Origin of the sequence: Winogradskyella sp. (assembly GCF_965228925.1) — a bacterium.
Lineage (GTDB): Bacteria > Bacteroidota > Bacteroidia > Flavobacteriales > Flavobacteriaceae > Winogradskyella.
This window is the reverse complement of record NZ_OZ245845.1, coordinates 1503181-1522639: the sequence shown is the minus strand read 5'-3', so window position 1 is coordinate 1522639 and position 19459 is coordinate 1503181. Positions and strand designations below refer to the sequence as shown.

Genomic DNA, 19459 nt, shown 5'->3' with positions numbered 1-19459 from the left:
TGATCAACTTGTTTTTGAATTTAATTTAAGTCGTGTTAACACTACTGCTAATAGGATTAACACTAGTAAAAAGGAAAAGCTAATTTGTAAATCAAAATAATCAGAAATATAGCCTAAAATGATGGGACCAACTAAAAATCCGACAAAACCCACCCCAGAAACGAACGAAATGCTTTTCGAAGCTGAAATATGTTCTGTTTTTCCTGCTACTCTTAGCAATTCTGGAATGACAACAGACAATCCTAAACCAATAATTCCGAAACCTATAGCACTTAAAATTAAATGACTCAGTAGCACAAATACGTATCCTAAAGCTGCAAGGGAACAACCTAGTACAATGATTCGGACTGAACCTATTTTTTCACTAATACCATCGCCAAAAAATCGCCCTACCGTCATCATTATTGAAAATACGGTAAAGCCCAAGCCAACCATATTGTCTGATGCCACGGCAATGACTTCAGTGAAATAGATTGAGCTCCAATGCTCAATAGCACCTTCATTACCCATAACTATCATAGCCAAAAGTGCTAAGACCACTAAAGGTCTAAATGACTTTAATGGTAATTTATCTTCAGACTTTCTAGTTTCAGTTTCCCTGATTTTAAAATATTGGGATACTAGTATCAGGTTGGTTACTACTACTATAATCGCCATTAGGCTCAAATGAAATAATGGGACTTCTATATATACCATTAAAAATGTTCCTAAAAGGGCACCTATAGCACCTCCTAGACTAAAAAACCCATGTGCAGCAGACATAAAGTTGACCTCATCTCTTTTTTCGAGCTCAGAAACTAAAGTATTCATGGTCACATCTGTAAATCCAGAAAACATACCTACCATAAATAAAGCTGCACATAGTAAAATATAGGTATGGGCTACTACTGGAATTAAAAAAACCATGCTAAAAACGCATATCCCGAAAAACGTGCTTTTACCTATCCCTATTTTTTTGGATATGATGGGCACCAAAGGAATAAAACACAGGACACCTAATGCCAAACAAAACATGGCAAATCCAATTTGCGAATCATTAAGCACTAACTTCTGCTTTACCTGCGGAATGTAAAGTATCCAAGTCCCAAACATGATATTCAATGAACAAAAAACCCATACTACCGAAAAGTAGCGCTTCCGCGATAGTATAAGCTTTAATGAATCCATTAAAAGAGCTCTTCTGGATTTTTAAGTTGGTTAAGCGCTTCTACAAATTCATCCTTTAAAATGGATAAGCCATACTGATATGAGGCATTCATCCAACCAAAACCTTCTTGAGTAATATACTCGAACTCCGTACCAACATTTCCATATTCGGCAAACACTTTATGAGTAGCCGCCACGACATCGTACTTCTCAGGAATAGTACCGTTATAATCTACCGCATTTCTGGTAATCATATAGAGCCATCGGTAGACTAATTCTTGGAGTTCATTAGTATATCCTTGAATTTTCAGTCCTTCCCAAATTAACATTTGATGTGGCGCCCAACCATTTGGATAGTCCCATTGACGCTGAATCGCATTTTTCGGCAAATTTGCATTCATGGTTCTCGATGTTCCTGCAATACCGCCTTTTTCTTTAAGCCGATTCATTAATGAGTCTATCATTAACTTCGCGTCATCTTTGCTTACTAAACCAGCCCAGAGGGGAAAATAATTTGACGCACTTTCAAATAAGGTCTGTTCTTGCTTTACAAAATTGTAGTCAAAATATTGGCCATATTCTTCATTCCACATGTATTTATGCATGCGTTCTCTTCTTTCGTCCGCTACTGTCCACCAATATGACCCGTCATAGCCCTCGAATACACCATTAAAGTAAGTGTCTGTTATATAAGCAAAATCCAATTCGTATTTATAGAGTAAGCTATTGAGTGCAACCGTATTTAAATCGGCACAGACATCATCTAATCGCCAAGAGGTATCATGACCACTTTCACGTAAACTTCTATCGTGTATGAAATAGGTATCAAGTTCCTCATTTTTCATACGTCCTTCTTGATAGGCTTCAGAATACTCAGCAATTGTAAGGCCTTGTGCGTCAGCATATGGTTTTAAAACGGCATCATAATGCCCTTCTTCTGCTTCTGGTGTTATCCCAATGCCTTCAGCTAAATATCTATTAAGTCCATTACTGGTCAGGCGTTTCCCCTGAACCATCCAAACGGTCTCATATTCTTTAATGGCCGTTTTGAGATGACTTGCTAACCATTCCTTATCCTTTGTAGCTTTAAACACCTTATAAATTAAACTAGAATATAATGGCGGTTGTGTGCGTGTTAAGTAGTAGCTTCGGTTAGCATTTAAGATTTTGCCATAGTGTTCAATTTGATATTGAAAATTATCAGCCATAGCTTTGGCTAAATCCACACGGCCGTCACAAAGCAAACCAATGGATTCGAAGTAAGAATCCCAACCATACATTTCGTTAAACCGTCCACCGGGTACAACAAATGGCACTCCTTGAATTTGGTCATCTACAGCTTCTAATTTTAAACTTAATATCCCTGGCTTATCGTTTATAGATTTTACGAACTCGGGAGTTATTTGCTCAGGTAGCGCCACCGCTTTAATAGGAAAATCGGCTTCTAGCGATTTATAGTACGTCATAGCAAGATCGTCTGAGGCAGGCACATAAACTGGAAGGACCTCTGCCGTCAAACTGTCATTTTTGGTATCTGATACCAAAGCCGAAATGCCTGTTTTGTCCATACGCCGTGTCAAACCATTCCAATAATGCTCCTTAATCATTCTTGAAATCCGGTGAGCTGGTCGTTCTTCAATCTTAGAGCGTTCTATATGGGCTATAGATTCCCCTTGAAGTTTTTGGATAACGAGTTCTTGTAACAAATTGGACAGGTGATAGGTCCCTTGAACAACAAGCTCTTCTCCTTCTTCACTTCTAAGCCTAAACCGTTTTGGTCCCTTGTCTTCGATGGTTATTTTTTTATCCCCATCGGTATCTTCTTGGGCTAATAGCGCTTGAAGGGTCTCCTGTATGTGAAGTTTAAACATCATAACGACACCTCGACTTTGTTCTTAGACATTTTATCAATAACCAATACAAAAACAATCAATAAGACCATCGGTATCAGTAAAAAGTAAAAGGCATTCGCTCCTCCAATATGTTCAAACAATTCACCTACAATTCGCGATCCTAAGGTTCCTCCCAAAGCCGAGAAAATAATGATTAGTCCAGACATTGGCGCATGTAGGTTCTTTGACAGGGAACTTAAAACGGATGAGTTTAAAAGCGGATAAATTGGCGCAATAAACAATCCTATAATCGGAAGGATAAACCCTAACATAGGCACATCGCTTATACTAGAAATTTCGGATACATTAGCCACATCAACTTTAAGTTGCGGTAACACAATTACCAATATCGCCCCTGATATAATGACACATAGAATCACTAAATACACCCATTTAATATACTTGGTCAAAAATCCCGCTATAAAGCGGCCTAAAGCTAATGAAAGAGCTAAAATACTGGCCATTTGCACACTCAATACCGAGTTAAAATTGAAGATTTGTTTATTAAACGTCGGTAGCCACGTCATAATCCCTTGTTCGATCATTACAAATAGAAATGCCGAAACGATGAATACCAGCACTAGAGGTACCACAATTAATTTTCCAGATTCTCTTAAATCTTCCACTAAGCTGGAACCGGTAGCCTCTATCTGATAATTGAGCTTTGAAAAAAATAAAAAGATAAAGGATGCTAAAATAAGTACCATCAATACGTAATACACATTGAGCCAAGCATTTTCATTGGTATCGGAATAAAATGCTGGGAATAAGAAATAAGCCAAAGCAATGCCTACCATAAAAAATCCTTCTATTGAACTCATTAAGGACGAATGTTCTTTTTTTGTTTCAGTAAGAACCCCTATTAAAGAATACACCGATAGTTTTATCAAGGCAAAACTAACGCCGATAGATAAAAACAGTATTTTGGTATGAAAGAAGCTGTTACCGAATACCATGTATAAGCAGCCAAAAAACACAATGGCCAATCCCGTAAGCATGGCTCTTTTATAGCCATATCTTGGTAAAAAGGATGCAATTAAAAACGACACTATGGCGATTGGCAAATCCTTGAACGCTTCTAAGACCGAAGCTTGAGATTCAGTAACCTCGTAGACGTCAATAGATTTTTCTATAACAATCCCGACACTATTTAATAAAATAGCAAAGACAAAATAATTGAGATAGATAGAAATTTTTATACCTAGATTTTTCATATGTCACCTATTTGATTAATGTCCTCCCGGAGGCACTGCAATTTCTTCTTCATCAACTGAAGACTTTGGTTCTTTTAATCTCATAGCTAAAAATGCCGCAATAACAAAAAATGTCCCGGCAAATAGCATGGCATTAACTGCATTTCCACCTAATAGATACTTATAAATAGGGCCAAAAGTTAGTGTTTGGATTCCCATAGGCACTACGATCATCATGTTTAAAATTCCCATATATACACCGCGTCTGTCTTGAGGAACTGCCTTAGACACCATGGTATAGGGAATTCCCATCATTGCGGCCCAACCAATTCCAAATAATACCATAGGTATCAAGACCAGATTTGGATCTTGAATATTTGGTATTGAAAACAAAGCTATCGCAGTACCCACAAGACTATAGGCATAGATTTTTTTGTTTCCAAACCTTAAGGTTAAGGGCACTAATGCCAAGGCGACAAGCATGGTCACAACGTTGTAAGTTGTATTCATTTTTGCGGCTTGAGCTGCTGCTTCAGAAGTTGAAAAGTTCAACGTTTGTTTGAATAAAGGTGTGACAAATTGCCAATAAATAAACAAGGCATACCATTGAAATAAATACACGCCGGCAATTCTCCACAAAAACTTAGGCATGTCTTTAATAGCGCCAACAATTTCGTTGAACGGTTCTCTTATACGATGCGCCAATCCTAAACTTTTACTATGATTAATCTCAGCTAATTCTTCATCTGAAGGTGGGATTTCAGGAGTTTTTAAGACCGACCATAAAATGGTACTAATGGACAAAATACCACCAATATAAAACGAATAATACAGCCATTGAGGAATTTTTCCCGCCACTTCAACATCACCACCAAACCATTTCTGAAATAAAATGATAGATCCGTTTGCTAATAAAATCCCTGCACCTACAAATAGACTTTGCATTTGAAACCCTAAACTCAGTTGTTTTTCGGGTAGCTTATCGCCAACGAAAGCACGATAGGGTTCCATAGCCATGTTATTACCCACATCCAAAATCCATAAGAGACCGACAGCAAACCACAGTACCGGACTATTCGGAAATGCAAATAAACACAAACTTCCCAGTAACGCTCCAATCAAAAAATACGGTTTACGCCTTCCCCATCTTGCAGACCAAGTTTTATCTGACATTGCTCCAATAATAGGTTGGATTATCAATCCCGTTACTGGTCCAGCAATGTTTAAAATTGGTAGCATATCTTCCGGTGCACCTAGATATAGAAAAATAGGATTAATTGCCGTTTGCTGTAATCCGAAACTGTATTGAATGCCTAGAAAGCCAACATTCATGTTGAATATTTGCCAAAAGGATAATCTTGGTTTGGTTAGTTTCATCTTATTTATAATTTAGTTAGTTAGTTTTACTATTTGATAAAGATCAGGCGGAGATAATCGAGCATAGCCGTATTAACGTCGACATTCATATTATTATTCCAATCCTCAAAATGTACTTTCACAGTATTGGTACCAGCCTTTAACTGCACTTGATGGACATTAGAAAAGCCCCAGTCTGACCACTCATCTTTACCCCGTTGGGGCATGACGACGACGCCTTCGTACTGATTATTGACGGTCAAACTCCGAATTGCGCACTTGTTATTGGTATTCCAGCGTCCACTACCATTTGCGTATTTAAAATCCAATATATAGGTACCCGCTTTTTCGACTTCAAAAGTAAAGTCGAGTTCTCTGTTCTTATTCAAGGTGAGTTCTACAAAGCCATTGCCCGAAAAATTACTATATGGCAAGGTAGACGCTGCCGCAAAACGTTCTGCTTCAATGGTCAGAACATCATTTGCAAAAATCACGGGTTCGCTCGCAAAACCTTCATAGCCTTTCTCGTCAACTGCACTGATCATATACGAGGCATAGCCTTCTTCATCGTTTTTAAATGCTGTATCGGTTGTCGTTTTCACGAAATTTCCATTTTTGTAAATGCGGTATGCCTTTGCCTCCTTAATCGCTTGCCATGTCACAAAATCCCCTTCTTTTTTCGCCAGCACCGTTGTTGGAGTAAAGTGATTCTCAACACTATTGATGCCTTTATTGGGAAAGTCATTATTGGCCATTTCGATGACGATCTCGTGCGTGCCACTGGCATCGCTTGCTATAAATGCTTTATCTACAGTTTTACCATCGATCATTACCGATTTAATTTTTGTGCCATGACCGCTAACCGTAATATTTAGAATGGCATCTCGATATTTGAAATTAGACAAGCTACGTTCACCACCGTAAGCACTTGGTATAACAGGATTAAACGCCAAACCATCCGTGGTAAATTCCATACCCATAAACACGCGATGTACCATCGCCAAATTGCCCGCCATGCTCCAAAGCATACGATGCGAATTGATTTCTGTTCCTAAAAAGTCACCGGTTTCGGCCACCATATTTTCATAATTCGTCAAAAACAAGCCTGCGGCGCGATACACACTGGCCAAACCGTGATTTAAGACGGCTTCATTCCCAGTTTTTGCAGCAGCCCAATTCCAATAGGATTGTACAAAGGGCCAAATGCCGTTGTTGTGATAGGGTGGAATATCTGGGATCTGAGGATAAATACAGGTGGCACCAAATTCGGTCAACGGTGATTTTGAAATAATTGAAGCAGCTTTTTCAGCATCGGCTACCCCAAACAAAATTGCTAAGGCTTCACCCAGTGCCTCATACCGCGGGGATAACATCAGGTCCTCACGACCATACATAAACTGTGCATAATACCCTTGGTCTTGTAACCATAAATGGTCATTAATACCCTTTTTTATATGGTCGGCACGTTCATTGAAAATCGTAGCATCTTCACCTTTTAACTTGGCCATTTCTGCCAAAATCCGATGTGCTTGATAATGCACGACATTGGTTCCCAAATTGTGCGACACATAAATATCTCGATTATCCATCCATTTCGGATAGGTTTGTTCTCGCCAATCCAAAAACGACGATTCTCCCGAATACAGTCCGAAGCGCTCATCGTAAATGGTTTTATAATCGTCTTCCAAGGTGTTCTTAATGATCGGATACACCTCATCTAACCAGTCTTTATCTCCAGTCACCTTGTAAATCTCCCAAGCTGCTAAACACCAAGTCGTCCTATCCGACGACACGGGCCAAGCACCGCCCGAACCTGTATCTTGAATGATGCGACCGCGTCTCACTTTTTTACGTAAGCTAATTTTTGCGACTTCTGGCTCATGATATGCAAAGGCCAACAAAATCGAATAGCTTACATCGCGTGTCCAAACACCACCCCATTTTGCGCCAGTTCTCAAGGTACTATCTGGCTCAATATTCTTGATAGCTTCTTCTAAAGAGAGATTGAACAGGGCATCGACTATGGGCTGCTGCGAAACATACTGTGGACGGTTGGATATGTCCTCCGATAGGTTCCATGCCTTATCCTGAGCTTCTGCTTCATTATAGGGATTCAAGGTCACGGTAATACTGTAAATATGCTTATCGTCAGTTGGTTGTAATTTTAAACCTTGACTATCTAAATTCACGAAATCCCATGTCAAAGGTTCTGAACCGCCAGCAATATAAAACCCTTTAAAATCCGCTTTAGCCACTTTTGTACCATTGAAAGCTTCATAAAATCCCTTTTCCTCAAACTGTTTTAGTACGGGGGATACATCGACCTTAAAAGTGAATTCATAATTCGTTGACAAATAGGTATTGGGCTGATCGGGTATCGGTTGGGGGTTAGCTCCAAAAGTCACCACTTCCGACTCGTGCTGGTCATCTCCAATAATCAACCAATGATCGGCTCCAGGTGCCAATTCATTATCCTTTTCATTGATGGAAAACTTAAATTTTACCAACCTGGAAAAGGTCGTACTTGCAGGACTTCGATAGTTAGATTTTAAGTGTATTGGTGAAACAACTTCTGCTATGTTTTCACCTTGCACCACCTTATCCTTATAAATTTCAAAGCTTTCAGATTGGTATATAGGGCTGTGCTTTGATGAATTTTCGCCTGATTGACAATTTAACAAGATACACAAGGCTGCTAATACGATAACTTTATATTTCATCATGTCGGATTATTTTGTTACTCAATGCCATTATCACTGACAATCATATTTGCCAATTTTGAATGCGCTTTGATAATATGATGTTCTATTTCCAATACATTTTCATTAAAGGCATTAATCAAATCTCTGGCACGCCTTTGACGATTTGCCATAGTATCTTTATAGGTTTTTTTTATAAAAACTTTAAAATGCGGCTCTTGTAAAAGCATGACATAGGTGCCCTCAACAATGCAAAAATCATAGTCACTTGGCTGAATGATTTCTTTAGAGATATAGTTTTCATTATAATTTATTAGGGGTTTTTCAATGAGGTCCGCTTTATTGATAAACATTCTAATGTGTTCATCTAATACATCGAGATTCACCTCTTCTACCCCGACATTACCTATATCTTCTAATCTCTTATTGTGATTATCCTTTGGTGGCCGTATAAAGTAATCGTCGGCATGGAACAAGAACCCCTTTAAGGATAGCTTTTTTTCAATATCGAGATGAAGGGCGTGTGCTAAAGATGTTTTTCCACTCCCCGATTCACCACCAACAGCAATACAAACACATGCTTTAGTTGTTAACTCCTTGTTGAGCCTACTCATAATTTTATCCGTGACCTTACGGTAATTTGAATGATATGTCAATTTATCACCTATCATTGATCGATTTGGTTTAGGGGTAAGACAATATCGGCGCGCCATTGAATATCTTCACCTCCTTGGTTAGGATCGTCTAAGAAGATTTCCGTCGGCAATATTTGTTGTTCTGAGCTATGATTAGCTTCGAAATAATCATTAAAGGCATACCATGCCATATGCGATTTACTGTAATTGCCATTAAATCGTATGCGTAAAGCCTTATATTGCTTACGTTCCTCAAATTTGATGTCGGATTCTTGGCTCTGATGGACCGTCTTAATAGGGAAACAGAATTTAAAACGAATACTATCTGTTTGTTTGTTCCAAGATTGTATGTCTACAAAAGGAAAGTCTGCTAATTCTAAATTATTCTTCTTAAGGTACTGCAATATATAGCCATTATTAGCAATCATAGATTTTGCCTTCGTCTGAAGCGTTGCATCACAGATGACATAGACATATTGTTTTGAAGGCACCATAATCGTATCGACGTCAGATAGCTTATACAACTTGGACCTCGATTTAATGCGCCTGTTCAACCCCTTGGCAAAATCAAGACTTTGCTTCACAAAATCCGGAGTGGAAAACAAGAGCTGTGTTCTGAGCAGGGGACCACCATGGTCACTTTTAAAATACCCTATAATTTTTGTAAGAGAATCGTTGATTTTGTCTAGTTTCCATTTGATATTAATCGTAGAATCTTTGGCGGGATAGTATTTTTGCTGTATTTCACTAAATGGAATGCTACTAATGGTTTTAACCATAGTATCTTTAACCGGTCTATTGTTATTCCATGTTTTTATATTATTGTAAACAAAGCCTTTCGGATTATTAGACTTAAAAGTAATCTGATAGTCATAGTCTTTAACAAAAAAATACCATGCTGCAAGCATTACAAGAACACCAGTTATAACATAAAGTATTTTTTTGTTCATAGGTAATTAGTTTTTCATTTTTAAACTATTTGTAACCCACTTCCCAACATTTCGCCCTTGGAGCAAACCATCATCGATGGCAGCCATATAGTGAATACCTCCATATAATCGGCTAATTGCCGCTTCTTCTGCTGCTTTATTAAATGATTCAAACGATCGTATAGGCAATCCAAACGCAACTTCTGTATCATCATCAAATTGAAAATTATCCCCAAATATGGAGGTTAATACTGTAGAAGCCGAGCCGGAAACAACGGAATGTCCACTTGTGTATTCAGGAAAAGGTGGTGTCTGTAAAATAGGCTTCCACTTTTCGTCAATATGTTGATTGATCAGTGTTTCTGGTCTAATGAGGTTACTTCTATACTTTTCATCCCAGCAGCTTATAAATGCATCAAAAATACCTATCGATGTTTTCGTAAAGGCATAAATCGTTTCGTCAAACGATATATTTGCCTTTTGACTTGCAATCTTGGTAATCCCTATCCAATGTGCTCCTGGTGTAATCTTCTTTGTCGCAAACATAAAGTGGCCTCTAGTGACTGACACATAAGGATTACAATCCCAAAACTGGGCAATTTCTATTTCTTCAGAATCATCTCCTTCGGCTGTAATATTGTTAGTCACATTGTAAACTTCCATAAGTTCATTATGAAAATCAGAGCCCTTGTCTAAAGCGAATTTTGGGTGCGATTTTGGTTTAAACTGTGAAGCAGAGTCAATACTTAATGTTCTTATTTTATTCCAGTGGGGTTCGATGCCGTCCATATAAGCTGGAGGAGTAGGTTGCCAGCGTGACGCTTCAGAGGCATCTACATTGAACTTTGGCATCGTCCGGGTTTGGCTATAATTATCTTTGTCTATCCAATCTTTCATATGCGAAGCGACTTCCAATGCATAGGCTTTTGAGGCCTCAAATTGTGCCTCATTCTTAGATGCCCATACGCCATAGAGACTATCCCTAAACTGCTCTAATTTATCTTCAGAAAATATTAAAGTTCTACTGACCTCCATATGGGCTATAAGCGCAGAAAGTTGTGTATTTACATTGGTATCCTTAGGCGCTGGTATTGTTGTTAAGCCTTCAACTTGCCCTACCAAAGAATTGTAAGATTTATTTTGAAGCGCCATAATTTCGTAGCTCGCAATGTTTGGATAAACGTATATCCTGCTGGCTACTGGAGGCGAGAATATATCGTGAATCATTATCTGCGTGACCTTGTCTACTGCACTAAAGTAATCGTCTTGAGTTACAATGACATCTTCCGCCTTTGGAGATGCACAACTCCATCCTAAATATAAAATCGTAATTACTAATACAACTTTACTTAATCTCATAAAACTGAACTGTTCCATTATGTACTACTGCTATTAAATAGTCTTTATTATTAATTTTAATGACCCCCAACTGATTAATGACTTTATCATAAAAATCCAAGCCAAGCTCATCACCGACAACAATAGTGTCACTGTCTAAAATGAGTGCTCCTTTAAAGCCACCAAGTTTCCCATGGTAGGGTATGACTCCTTTATAATTTCCTGCTAAAAGTAATCCTTTCCCTTTTTTACTCTCAACCTTTGTCATACTATTTATAGGTGCCACCTGTAGATTTTCTTCAAAAGGCATAAATCTATAAGACCCGTTATCATTTATAAGATAGCCTGATTGAAGGGTATGCACTTTAAATAATTTAGCGCTTTCTATATGATCTTTACCTAGCACTTGTTCTATGGTTTGCCCAGCAAAGTCTTTATAAGAGTTATACTTCTTTTTAAAAAATGTACTTAACTGATTACTCAATCTGTCCAAACCATCTAAGGGGTAATACTGGTTATCCTTTTTTGTAGCAATAATCGTCTCAGTCTTAGAATTATTGTCGAAATCGGCATAATACATCAACATAGGTGCATCTGGACTTGCTTGGAACTTTGAGTTCTCGCCCCAATTTCCTAACACGTAATCCTCATCACCGTCATTATCGATGTCAAAAGAAGAAATACAGCGCCATAAGCCGTTTAATGCATTCATCCCATAATCAGAAGATACGTCCTTGAATTTTTCACCATCCTGAACCAAAAATGAAGGGTGCATCCATTCTCCGACAACGATAAGATCTAAGGCTTCATCACCATTAAAATCTGTCCAAATAGCATCTCTTACCATTCCTAATTCTCCTAAAGACTGTTTAGAAAAGCTACCGCCATCATTTACTAAAATATAGCTTTCTGGTATAAAGCCGAAATCATTAGATCGCGTCGCATTGCCAACAAATAGATCCGTATCCCCATCATTATCAAAATCGGCTGTTTTTATGACTGCTGTATCCTCAAAGTCATCTGAAAGTTGGGTGGATTCTAAAGTCGTATTAAGCCTTAGAATAGTATTATTTAGCACCTCAGAATTTCCGAAAAACTCACCACCGCCATGACCGATTATGATGTCCTTATGACCATCATTATTGACATCAGCAATTTGTGCACTTACGGATTCATTAATCGCCATAGTATTAAACAAACTATCTTTTACTTTATTAAAACCATCTTGAGTTTGAAGATAGAGCTGGTCTTGCTGATTTTTAGAACTTCCCAGATAAATATCATCTAAGCCATTATTATCAACATCTCCTATGGCAAGTGCCGGTCCTCGATCCGAAAGCTTGTAATGTAATAATTTGTGCCTATTAAAGTCTGTATAATCATTTTCAATATGCACAAGGGGTGTATTTAACAACGAATCCACTCTTGCAAATACCAAGTCGGTGCTGGCGTCTTCTAAATTCTTTGATATCGATTTTGCAGCTTCTCCTTCATAGCTTATGGTTAGAAGTGTATTAGCTTTGGGTGAAATGATAAACTGTTCCGTTTTATCTGGCCAAAGGATCTTTAGAGAATCAATAGTGCTATTTTTTCCTAAACCAAAATGAAGTCTCGGGTCTGACGAGGACTGAAACCCACGCTGAGGAAATAATTCTCGCACTAATTCTTTTTCGCCAAGATATAAGGTCACTTTTGCACCAATGCCGAATAGGTTTTTGTCTGTATATCGCAATGCTATGTTACAAAAATTAGTTTGGGCAGTCTGGTTGTTATAGAGAAATGCACTTTGATTGATATTATTTACTATTAAGTCAAGATCGCCATCATTATCTAAATCGCCATATGCCGCACCCGTCGAAAAGGACGCCTGATGGTCAGCAAAATCAGATACAGGATTAAAACGGATCCCCTTTTCACCTTCAAAATAATAGTTTTTAAGCTGTCCTGCCGGCATTAAGTCTAAGGCTTCTTTGTCTATAAAATTGGTCGTACTCAGTTTTTTACTGATTTGACTATCGGAGATATAATTGATATAGTCGAGATCATTTGGGCGTTTGGGTATCCCATTGGATATAAACAAATCCTGATGACCATCGTTGTTATAATCAGCAATTAAAGCGCTCCAACTCCAATCTGTTGCAGCAATTCCGCTTAACAATGCTGTCTCGGTAAACCGATGACTAGGTCCATTAATCTGAAGCATATTTCGGCTGTACTGATAGTGGTAACCAAAGGTTTCTGTACGAAGTTTTTGAAGTTGCACATTGTCATCACCAGCGGATGATTTTAGTACCATTTCATCTTCTGGCAACATGTCCAAACTTATAATATCCGCATAACCGTCATTATTAATATCTGCCACATCATTACCCATAGAGAATTTGCTCACATGACCAAAAGCCGCTTTTAGCTCTTCCTTAAAAGTACCATCTCCATTATTTAGATAGTAATAGTCGTCCTCGTGAAAATCGTTGCTAATGTATAAATCTGGAAAACCGTCATTATTAAAATCGGAAACTGAGACATCTAGACCATAACCATTAGGACCTCCAAAAATACCAGCAGCTTCGCTGACATCCGTAAAGCGGTTCCCATCGTTTCTGAGTAGTTTATCACCACTTAAGTCATTGCGATTCGCTCTTATATTAGATTTACCGTAAGACTCCTGTGTATGAATGGCATGATTGAGTAAATACATGTCCAAATCCCCATCGAGATCGTAATCGAAAAAGGTCGCCTTTGAGGAATAATTTGTAAAATCTAAACCATAAGCCCCAGATCGTTCTGTAAAGGTGTTGTCCCCGTTATTAATGAATAACTCATTATGGCCTATAAATCCATTGGTACCAACAACGGCGCAGACATATATGTCCAAAAACCCATCCCCATTAATATCGGCCATGCTCACCCCGGTATTCCAGGTACTTTTCCCCTCAATCTGTGCAGCTTGGGAGATGTCTTCAAACTTAAGATTACCTTTATTCAAATAGAGCTTGTTTTTGTTTTGATTTGACACAAAAAACACGTCGGAGAGCCCGTCATTATTAATGTCGCCAATAGCAACTCCCCCACCATTGTAATAATAAAGGTAGTCTAGTATATTTTGGCCAATCGTATCCTTTAAGGTATTACTAAAATCTAAGCCAGAGTCCGTTGGCTTTTCTATCTGGAAAAGTTGATTATTGTTCTTTTCACAATTAACCAAGAGCATCAACAGACAAAACAACCCACTATATTTATAAACTAGCTTATTCATTAAGTTTAAATAGTTTTGGTTCTTCATTATTGACAACCGCCAAGAGATATAATTGACCATTAAGCCTTATTTGCTTAATCGCCTTAATCTCGCCGCGTACAAAAAACCCAGAAACTTCAGGTTTTAAAACTTCAAAACCTTGTGTATCTTTAGCCAGGAGAACATGACCAAAACTGGCATCCAGTCGAGCATATTGAGGCTTATAGGCGTACTCGTTCCCCCCAAGAACAAGATCTTTATTCCCATCTTTATTAATATCTAAAGTTGCAATGGCGTTTACCGAAGAGAATTGAACAGGCGCAGGTAGTACTTGTATATCAAATTGACCATTACCCTTATTGTAAGCCACAAGGCTTTCAGAAGTTGTGACGCTCTTTACTAGGGACTGATCTAATCTGTCCTTAGGAAATAATTCGGAAATTGACTTTACGGCATACTCCGAAAATTTGAGATTTTCTTTTTTCAACGACACAATTTGATTGGTCAGTTCGTGCTTAATAATAATTGGATAATCTTTTTGGTCAATGGTCTCGGTGAAAATTTGTTCGATAGTCCCATTATTATCAAAATCATTGACATACATTTTTATGGGCTTCTCATTGGTGGGTTTATAGGGAACATTTAGGCCATCGTTCCCCAAAACAATATCGTCGCGACCATCGCCATCGAGATCAACCACTAAAAGGCTATTCCACCAGCCCTTATAATCACCTAAATTTGTTTTGTAAGCGCTTAGTTGCTTTCCGTTGCTCTTAAAGATTATGGGCGCATCCCATTCTCTACTGATGACTAAATCCGCAAGATCATCATTGTCTATATCGATAACCTGAGCACCTGTCACCATACCGAGGTCTTTAAATGCATAAGCTTTCGCATTAGTCACATCGGTGAAGGTACCATCACCATTATTCTGCCATAATTGATGTTTGGCGTTGATGCCATAAACGGCTACTACAGATCTTCCACCAACAAACAAATCCTTGTCTCCATCAGCATCAAAATCGAAGGCACAAATAACGGCCGTATTATTGTTAAAAATTGGTAGTTTGTTTTCAGATGGCGTGAAGTTACCCTTTCCATTATTAATGTAAAGTCTCACCCTATAGGTTTTTGATTCGTAAAGTTCGTTACCTCCAGAGCCTACAATGAGGTCGAGATCGCCATCTGCATCCACATCTAAAAACGTAGAGGCTGTATCTTCAAACGAAGCGTCATCACTTAGGCTCGTATTGGCCTGTAATTTTAAACGCCCTTGTCGCGTCTGAAGATATATCTGTGCTTCTTGATTTTTAGCACCACCAACAAAAACATCTTCTAATTGATCCCCATTGAGATCCCCAACACTCAAGGTTGGGCCTTCACGAGAGAGCATTTTCCTTATTAAACCTTCATAATTAAAATCGATATGATTTGTATTCTCATCGTGCTTTACGAGATCGGCCTTTACAGCATCAAAATAGGTGCTTGGACTATTGCGAATCTCCTTGGGTACTAGTTTGGCATCCTTATAATCCAAAGTAACGGTTTGGTTGATTTTATCCAGCGTCATGGATTGCGATTTACCGTCTGGCCAAAGCACAACCAAAGAATCTAGAGTCTTATCACCAAGACCTATAGTCTGAACGTAATTTATAGAAGACTGAAAACCTCTAGACGGGTAAACTTCCCTTGTGATAATACCATCGCTATAAAACAATTGAATTTTAGCACCAACACCATATGTGTTAGTCTCAGCGCCATTTAATTTAATACTAACATAATTATTCTGAGATAATGCTTCGGAATTGTTTTTGTAAACGAAAACCTCTTGATTGACATTATTAATGACTAAATCCAAGTCGCCATCATTATCCAAATCACCATAGGCCGCTCCATTTGAAAAACTTTCAGTACCAAAACCCCAATCCTCCGCTTTATTGGTAAACGTCAAGTTTTGGTTATTTCTAAAAGCATAGTTTCTAATCGCAGTACTGGGCATTTTATCAATGATAGATTGTACCTTTTCTTTTTTACCAGTAACCACTTGCTTTTGTATAATATCATTAGCAAAAAAATTCATAAAATCCTGATTGGTCAAGTCGTTATAAATGCCATTGCAGACATAAATATCTTTATAGCCATCATTATCCATGTCAAAAATCAATGCCCCCCAACTCCAGTCTGTTTTGCCTACATCACTAAAATTGGCAATTTCAGAAAAATGGCCATTCCCTAGGTTAAATTGAAGTGAATTCTGCATGTACTGATGATAGAAGTCCAGTCCTAACTTTCGGTTATAGAGGTCATAGTTTTCGAACAAGGTCATCTCTTTGAGACGCTGACTTGGTTCTGGTAGCATATCCGTCACGAACACATCCAATAAACCATCATTATTTATATCGGCGATATCGGCACCCATGGAAGATTGACTCAAATGGTTAGCCCAATCTTTTAAGGACTCTCTAAACGTACCATCCGCATTGTTGATATATAAATAATCCCGCTCATAAAAATCATTAGAAACGTAGATGTCTGGGTAATTGTCATTATTGACATCACTTACCGTAACACCTAGTCCAAAACCAATTAAACTTCCATAAATATTAGCCGCTTCACTGACATCAACAAATTTGTTATTATCATTTCTCAGCAGTTTATCACCACCTCCCTTCAACATATTTGGCACATCCCAATCTTCATCCCTAAGCTCTCTTTTATTATTATAGTTTAATGAATTGACTGGGATAAAGCTATTATTGAGTAAGTATAAATCAAGATCGCCATCTTTATCGTAGTCAAAAAATGAGGCGTGGGTAGTGAGTCCGCTCTCATCGAGATTATAGGCCTCAGCGTTTTCGGTAAAGGTGAGATCACCATTATTAATAAAAAGCTCATTCTTCAAATTATCGCCATCCACATTTCCTGCGTTACACACATAAATATCCAGTAGCTTATCATTATTGATATCGACCATAACGACCCCTGTAGACCAGGTATTTGTACCGCCAATCCCTGCAGATTCGGAGATGTCCTCAAAAACAAAATTTCCTTTGTTTAAATACAGTTTATTTTTTCCCAGATTGGCTGTTAAAAAAATATCCGGAAGACCATCATTATTAATATCACCTAAACCAACGCCACCGCCATTATAAAAATTTCTGTACTTGAAGATGTTATAATCTTTGGAATTCCAAATCTTATTCTCGAAATCAATACCGGTATGTTGACTATCAAGTAAGGTAAACAAACGCACATCCTCATTTATATCAGAGGACTTATTTTCTTCACATGAGGTTACCGAGAAGATGATTATAAAATAAATGCAAAATCTTTTCAAATCGTTATGAATTTAAGCGCTTAAAGATATCTAATATTTAAAAAAGAGGTACGTAACTGTACCTCTTTTTCGTTGCTCAAATAATAAAACCAATCAATTAATTAACACTTCTTTTTGCTCAGTTTAGTATCCTGGATTTTGACGTAAGTTCGGGTTGGTAGCTAATGCATCTACCGGTATTGGGAATAACAAGCGTTCAGAACTTGAGGCACTTGGTTTTTCCTGCCACGTTCCTAAAAATGTATTAAATCTAATCTGGTCATTACGTCTCCAACCTTCCCAATATAATTCTCTTGCTCTTTCGTCTAAAACATCATTTAATGTTGCCCCAGTAATTGAACCACCAGCATTTCTGGCCGTTCTAAGTTCGTTGATAATCTGATCCGCACTTTCACCTCCTGAATCCGTACCACCTCTTAGCATCGCCTCGGCCTTCATCAATCTCACATCTGCATATCTAAAAATAACGTAATCGTTGTTCGCAGGGTTCTGACCGTCTCTTGAAAAGTCAGGCAGATACTTCACCGCTCTGATACCTTGATTTTCTGCTGAGTTGGTCAAAGAAAAATCCTCCGTAAATACAACCTGGTCCGTAGAGTTACGAATAAAAATCGGCGTTCCGTCTATTGCAAATTGAGGTCCAATTAAAAAACCTGCATTGTAGCCTGCACCATTGTCCACTAAATGGTCTAAATCTTGTTGTCTTCTTAGGTCATCGTCATCGAAAAGATTGTATAAATCCGTAAGCGCCACAAAACCATTCCAACCACTAGGATTTTGATTGTAGTGCATGGTCATGAACCAACGTCTGAATATTGGCCCAGAACGGTCACCTGTATTGGCACCTCCAAAAATAAGCTCACTAGAGTCAGTGTCATTAGTTGGCGAAAAATTGTCAAAATAATTCGCATTATAGTTGTAAAAGCCTGAGTTAGCAACAGCATTACAATTTTGAATGACCTGAGTCATATCCGCAGAATCAAAAGTGTAAGGTCCTGCCATGGCCGAACCATCTGCTCCCGTTGCTTTATACACTGCTCTATTTAAATAGGCCTTTGCCAATAAGGTATGTGCTGCATTTTTAGTCGCATAAACATCACCATTAGGATTCACATAGCTTGCATCTGGGATATTAGCTAAACTCGCTTCTAAATCAGCAATGACTAAATCAATAGCATCTCCTCGTTGCAGTACTATTGGTAAATCACTTAAATCACTTCCTACTTCTCTGAATGGCACTTGGCCAAACAAATCTAAGGCGCTAAACACATAAAAGGCTCTATAAAAAAGACCTTGGGCCTCTTGCGCGGGTGAAGGACTAAATTCCAAAACACTGTTGGCATTAAACAGCCCACTTAAAATCGACCTCCATGCATTATCTATATGTGGGTGCGTAGAGCTCCACGAATGATTACTCATAGATTGCCAAGCACCGCCATCAAACCAGTCCGTACCTCTAGTTGGTCCTGCAATAATATCAGAACTCATCTCTTGTAAAGACCAAATCTTATCTTGAAACTGGAACTCATCAAGCCCCTGCAAACTCGCATTAAGCGCACTTTGCGCATTTAACACTCCATTTGCAATCGCCTCATCCGTCTGCAAAGAGTCCGTTAACTCTTCATCTAAATCGGTGCACGAATTAATGTTAGCAATTACGAACACCCCTAAAATAAATTTAACTATATTTCTCATATTC

General features: G+C 38.3%; 11 protein-coding genes. All 11 read right to left on the bottom strand.

Going from position 1 to position 19459, the window contains the following annotated elements:
- Window positions 1–3: 3 nt before the first annotated feature.
- The 11 genes from ACO052_RS06315 to ACO052_RS06265 all read right to left on the bottom strand — a co-directional run bounded on the left by ACO052_RS06315 (window position 4) and on the right by ACO052_RS06265 (window position 19455).
- The gene (locus ACO052_RS06315) at window positions 4–1167 is read right to left on the bottom strand and encodes an MFS transporter (protein ID WP_422107158.1); all 1164 of its coding nucleotides are present in this window, start codon (window positions 1165–1167) and stop codon (window positions 4–6) included.
- Window positions 1167–3020, bottom strand: a complete 1854-nt coding sequence (locus tag ACO052_RS06310; RefSeq protein WP_422107157.1) for a trehalase family glycosidase — start codon at window positions 3018–3020, stop codon at window positions 1167–1169. Before ACO052_RS06310 ends, ACO052_RS06315 begins: the two co-directional genes overlap by 1 nt.
- Window positions 3017–4252 carry an MFS transporter gene (locus ACO052_RS06305; RefSeq protein ID WP_422107156.1) on the bottom strand — a complete coding sequence of 412 codons (1236 nt, stop codon included), beginning with the start codon at window positions 4250–4252 and terminating at the stop codon, window positions 3017–3019. Before ACO052_RS06305 ends, ACO052_RS06310 begins: the two co-directional genes overlap by 4 nt.
- A 15-nt stretch (window positions 4253–4267) precedes the next feature.
- On the bottom strand, window positions 4268–5608 hold the full coding sequence (locus ACO052_RS06300; RefSeq protein WP_422107155.1) for an MFS transporter: 1341 nt from the start codon (window positions 5606–5608) through the stop codon (window positions 4268–4270).
- A 29-nt stretch (window positions 5609–5637) separates the two neighbouring features.
- Entirely contained in the window at window positions 5638–8310 is a 2673-nt protein-coding gene (locus ACO052_RS06295; RefSeq protein ID WP_422107154.1) for an MGH1-like glycoside hydrolase domain-containing protein, read from the bottom strand.
- A gap of 14 nt (window positions 8311–8324) precedes the next feature.
- Complete coding sequence (locus ACO052_RS06290; RefSeq protein WP_422107153.1) at window positions 8325–8957, bottom strand: hypothetical protein; 633 nt, start codon at window positions 8955–8957, stop codon at window positions 8325–8327.
- A complete protein-coding gene (locus ACO052_RS06285; RefSeq protein ID WP_422107152.1) occupies window positions 8954–9871 on the bottom strand; it encodes a hypothetical protein in 918 nt (305 codons plus the stop codon). The genes ACO052_RS06290 and ACO052_RS06285 overlap by 4 nt, the downstream gene beginning before the upstream one ends.
- Window positions 9872–9877: 6 nt before the next feature.
- On the bottom strand, window positions 9878–11209 hold the full coding sequence (locus ACO052_RS06280; RefSeq protein WP_422107151.1) for a vanadium-dependent haloperoxidase: 1332 nt from the start codon (window positions 11207–11209) through the stop codon (window positions 9878–9880).
- Window positions 11196–14444 carry a VCBS repeat-containing protein gene (locus ACO052_RS06275; RefSeq protein WP_422107150.1) on the bottom strand — a complete coding sequence of 1083 codons (3249 nt, stop codon included), beginning with the start codon at window positions 14442–14444 and terminating at the stop codon, window positions 11196–11198. Before ACO052_RS06275 ends, ACO052_RS06280 begins: the two co-directional genes overlap by 14 nt.
- Window positions 14437–17760, bottom strand: coding sequence for a VCBS repeat-containing protein (locus ACO052_RS06270; RefSeq protein WP_422107149.1), 3324 nt, complete (start codon window positions 17758–17760; stop codon window positions 14437–14439). Before ACO052_RS06270 ends, ACO052_RS06275 begins: the two co-directional genes overlap by 8 nt.
- 123 nt (window positions 17761–17883) lie before the next feature.
- Window positions 17884–19455: a RagB/SusD family nutrient uptake outer membrane protein gene (locus ACO052_RS06265; RefSeq protein WP_422107148.1), complete on the bottom strand. Its 1572-nt coding sequence runs from the start codon at window positions 19453–19455 to the stop codon at window positions 17884–17886.
- Between the last annotated feature and the right edge of the window lie 4 nt (window positions 19456–19459).